The 3,554-nt window shown below is 73.4% G+C and carries 4 protein-coding genes; 3 read left to right on the forward strand and 1 reads right to left on the reverse strand.

All coding sequences use genetic code 11. From position 1 onward, the window contains the following. Positions 1 to 673, forward strand: a 673-nt coding sequence (locus tag ACFV6I_RS34015) for a hypothetical protein (protein ID WP_380429582.1), incomplete at its 5' end; no start/stop codon positions are given. Continuing rightward, entirely contained in the window at positions 670 to 1,893 is a 1,224-nt protein-coding gene (gene fahA, locus ACFV6I_RS34020; protein ID WP_063349883.1) for a fumarylacetoacetase, read from the forward strand. The genes ACFV6I_RS34015 and fahA, both read left to right, overlap by 4 nt. Before the next feature lie 135 nt (positions 1,894 to 2,028). Here the strand turns inward: fahA and ACFV6I_RS34025 are convergent, their stop codons facing one another. Beyond that, a complete protein-coding gene (locus ACFV6I_RS34025; protein ID WP_380429585.1) occupies positions 2,029 to 2,802 on the reverse strand; it encodes an SDR family oxidoreductase in 774 nt (257 codons plus the stop codon). A 97-nt stretch (positions 2,803 to 2,899) separates the two neighbouring features. Here ACFV6I_RS34025 and ACFV6I_RS34030 point away from each other — a divergent pair, with 97 nt between their 5' ends. Continuing rightward, complete coding sequence (locus ACFV6I_RS34030; protein WP_380429588.1) at positions 2,900 to 3,511, forward strand: TetR/AcrR family transcriptional regulator; 612 nt, start codon at positions 2,900 to 2,902, stop codon at positions 3,509 to 3,511. The last annotated feature ends 43 nt before the right edge of the window (positions 3,512 to 3,554 follow it).

The following is a 3,554-nucleotide window of genomic DNA, read 5'->3' on the forward strand; positions in this document are numbered from 1 at the left end:
GGCCGCGGCGGCTTCGGGCGGCGCGCCGCTCAGGGTCGGGCTCGTACTGCCGGGGGGCAGTGCCGAGCTCGGCCCGGCGCTCGCCGCCGCCGCACCCTTCGAGGTGGTCGGCGTCGAACTCGCCGTCCGGGACGCCGCCGAGGCGGTCGCCGCCCTGGACCGGCTGCTGCCGCCGAGCGTCCCGGCCGCCGTCGAGCTGCCGCGCGAACTCCTGCGCGGCGACGGCCTGGACGAGGTGCTGGACGTGCTCGTCGACAGCCCCTACCGGGCGAAGTTCCGCACCGGCGGGGTGGTGGCCGAGGCGTTCCCGGACGAGGAGGAGCTGGCCGCCTTCCTCACCGGCTGCGCACTGCGCGGACTGCCGTACAAGTGCACCGCCGGACTGCACAACGCCGTCCGGCACACCGACCCGGCCACCGGCTTCGAGCACCACGGTTTCCTCAACGTGCTGCTGGCCGCGCAGGAGACCGACCGGGCCGCAGCAGCGGCGATACTGGCGGAGCGCGACGGCTCGGTGCTGGCCAAGGCCGCCCATGCACTGACCGACCGTCAGGTTACGGTGATCCGGAACTCGTTCACCGCGTTCGGCACGTGCAGCATCGCCGAGCCCCTGGACGACCTGGCCGCGCTCGGCCTGCTGCCGTCCACGTCACTGCCCCAGGAGGACCGTTGAGCACCACCCCCCGCAGCTGGCTCGCCAGCGCCCAGGACTCGCCGTTCGGCGTGCACAACCTGCCGTACGGCGTGTTCACCGCCGCCGACCAGCCCGGCCGGCGCCGGATCGGCGTGCGCGTCGGGGACTTCGTGCTGGACGCCGCGGCGGCCGCCCGGGCCGCCGGGGCGCCGTCCGTGCTGCTGGCCGCGGACTCGCTCAACCCGCTGCTGGCGGCAGGGCGTTCGACCTGGACGCAGGTCCGGGCCGACCTCACCCGATGGCTGACGGACGAGTCCTACCGCGAGGCGCTGTCGCCTGCGCTGCTGCCGGCGGGCGAGGTCCAGCTGCACCTGCCGTTCGAGGTCGCCGACTACGTCGACTTCTACGCCTCCGAGCACCACGCCACCAACCTGGGCCGGATCTTCCGCCCGGGCTCGGAGCCGCTCACCCCCAACTGGAAGCACCTGCCCATCGGTTACCACGGGCGGGCCGGCACGGTGGTCGTCTCCGGCACCCCGGTGGTGCGGCCCCACGGGCAGCGCAAGGCGCCCGCCGACCCGGCGCCGTCGTTCGGGCCGACCCGGCGGCTGGACATCGAGGCGGAGGTCGGCTTCGTCGTCGGCACCCCGTCCGAGCTGGGCCGACCGGTCGTCCTGGACGACTTCCGCGAGCACGTGTTCGGCGTCTGCCTGGTCAACGACTGGTCCGCGCGCGACATCCAGGCCTGGGAGTACGTGCCGCTCGGCCCGTTCCTCGGCAAGTCCTTCACCACCTCCGTCTCCCCGTGGATCGTCCCGCTGGACGCCCTGCAGCACGCCCGGGTCGCGCCGCCCGAGCGCGACGTCGAGCCGCTGGCGTACCTGGACGACCGCGACGGCGAGCCGTGGGGACTGGACCTGGCGCTGGAAGTCCGGCTGAACGGGCACCTGGTGTCCCGGCCGCCGTTCGCCTCGATGTACTGGACGGCACAGCAGCAGCTCACCCACATGACGGTCAACGGTGCCTCGTTGCGCACCGGCGACCTGTTCGCCTCGGGCACCGTCAGCGGGCCGGAGCCGGAAACCCGCGGCGCGCTGATCGAGCTGACGTGGAACGGCGAGGAGCCGCTGAAGCTCCCGGACGGCACCACCCGGACGTTCCTGGAGGACGGCGACGAGGTCACCATCACCGCCACCGCGCCGGGGCCGGAGGGCGCCGTCATCGGGTTCGGCGAGGTGACGGGGCGGGTCCAGCCGTAGCGGGCCCGCAGCCGCCGGCCGACAACTGACGGCAAACAGATAACAGATAACAGCTGACAGATTTCAACATCTGTCAGCTGTTATCTGTTACCCCGCCCCCTCCCCGAACTCCCCCGTGCGCCGAACGCACCGCGCCTACAAGCCCGCTCCCCCGGTGGCGTCGATGACCCGGCCGGTGACCCAGCGGGCGCCGTCGGAGGCGAGGAAGGCGACGATGTCCGCGATGTCCTCCGGCTGCCCGACCCGGCCGAGGGCCGCGAGCGAGGCCGCATGGGCCTCCGCCTCCGCGTTGCCGCGCAGCCAGCCGGCGTTGACGTCGGTGTCGACGACACCCGGCGCGACCGAGTTGGCGGTGATCCCGCGCGGGCCGAGCTGCTTGGCGAGGTTGAGGGTGAAGGTGTCGAGCGCCCCCTTGGTCGCGCCGTAGGCGATGATCTCCGGCATGGCGAGGCGGGCCGCGCCACTGGAGACGTTGATGATCCGGCCGCCGTCGCGCAGCCGGTGCAGGCCGTGCTGGACGACGAAGAACGGCGCGCGGACGTTGACGGCGAAGACCTCGTCGAAGCCCTCCTCGGTGAGCGCGGCGAGGTCGGCACTGCGCCCGATCCCGGCGTTGTTCACGATGATGTCGACGCCGCCGTCGGGCGCGTACGCGCCGATCCCGGCATCGAACGCCTCCCACAGCGCGGCCGCGTCCCCGTGCCGGCCGAGTTCGGCGTGCAGCGCGAAGGCCCGGCCGCCGTCGGCGCGGATGCCCGCGACGACCTCGCCCGCCGCCTCCTGATCGCGGGCGTAGCCGACGGCGACGGTGGCGCCGTCGCGGCCGAGCCTGCGGGCGATCGCCCGGCCGATCCCCCTGCTACCCCCGGTGACCAGCGCGGTCTTGCCCTTGAGTGCCTGCGTGCCCATGACTGAGCCCCTTCCTGCTTCGCCCACCACATTTGTTGAGTGCTCACTCAAGAAAGAAGCTAACACACTTGTTGAGCGGGTGTTCTAAAATTCCGGCATGACCGAGAACCCGACGCGGCCCCGGCGCGGACGACCGCCGACCTTCGACCGGGACGAGGCGCTGACGGCGGCGACCCGGCTGTTCTGGGAGCGCGGCTACGAGGCCACCTCCGTCACCGACCTGACCACCGCCATGGGCATCCGGCCCGGCAGCCTCTACGCCGCGTTCGGCGACAAGCGCTCGCTCTTCGAGGAGGTCGTCCGCCACTACGGGCACTCCCCCGTCGGCGCGTTCGCGGGGGCCGCCCTGCGTGAGGAGACCAGCGCGTACGCGGCCTTCGCCCGGATCCTGCGGGAGGCGGCGGCCATCTACCCCGACCCCTCACACCCGGCCGGCTGCCTGGTGATCAGCGCCGCCACCAACGTCTCCCCGCAGGACGCCGAGGTCCAGGCCCACCTGCGCGACCTGCGCAACCGCAACCTCCACGTCTTCGAGGCCAGGCTGCGCACGGCCCAGGCGGACGGCGAACTCCCGCCCGACGCCGACCCGCACGCGCTGGCCGGCTACTTCGGCACGGTCATCCAGGGCATGTCGCAGCAGGCCCGGGACGGCGCCACCGCCGCCGACCTGGCCCGGACCGCCGAACTCGCCCTGCGCGCCTGGCCGTAGGGACCCGAACCGGGCCCAGCCGGCCGGTCGGCCGTGAGGACGG

Origin of the sequence: Kitasatospora sp. NPDC059803 (assembly GCF_042732255.1) — a bacterium.
In the GTDB taxonomy this organism is placed as follows: Bacteria; Actinomycetota; Actinomycetes; order Streptomycetales; family Streptomycetaceae; genus Kitasatospora.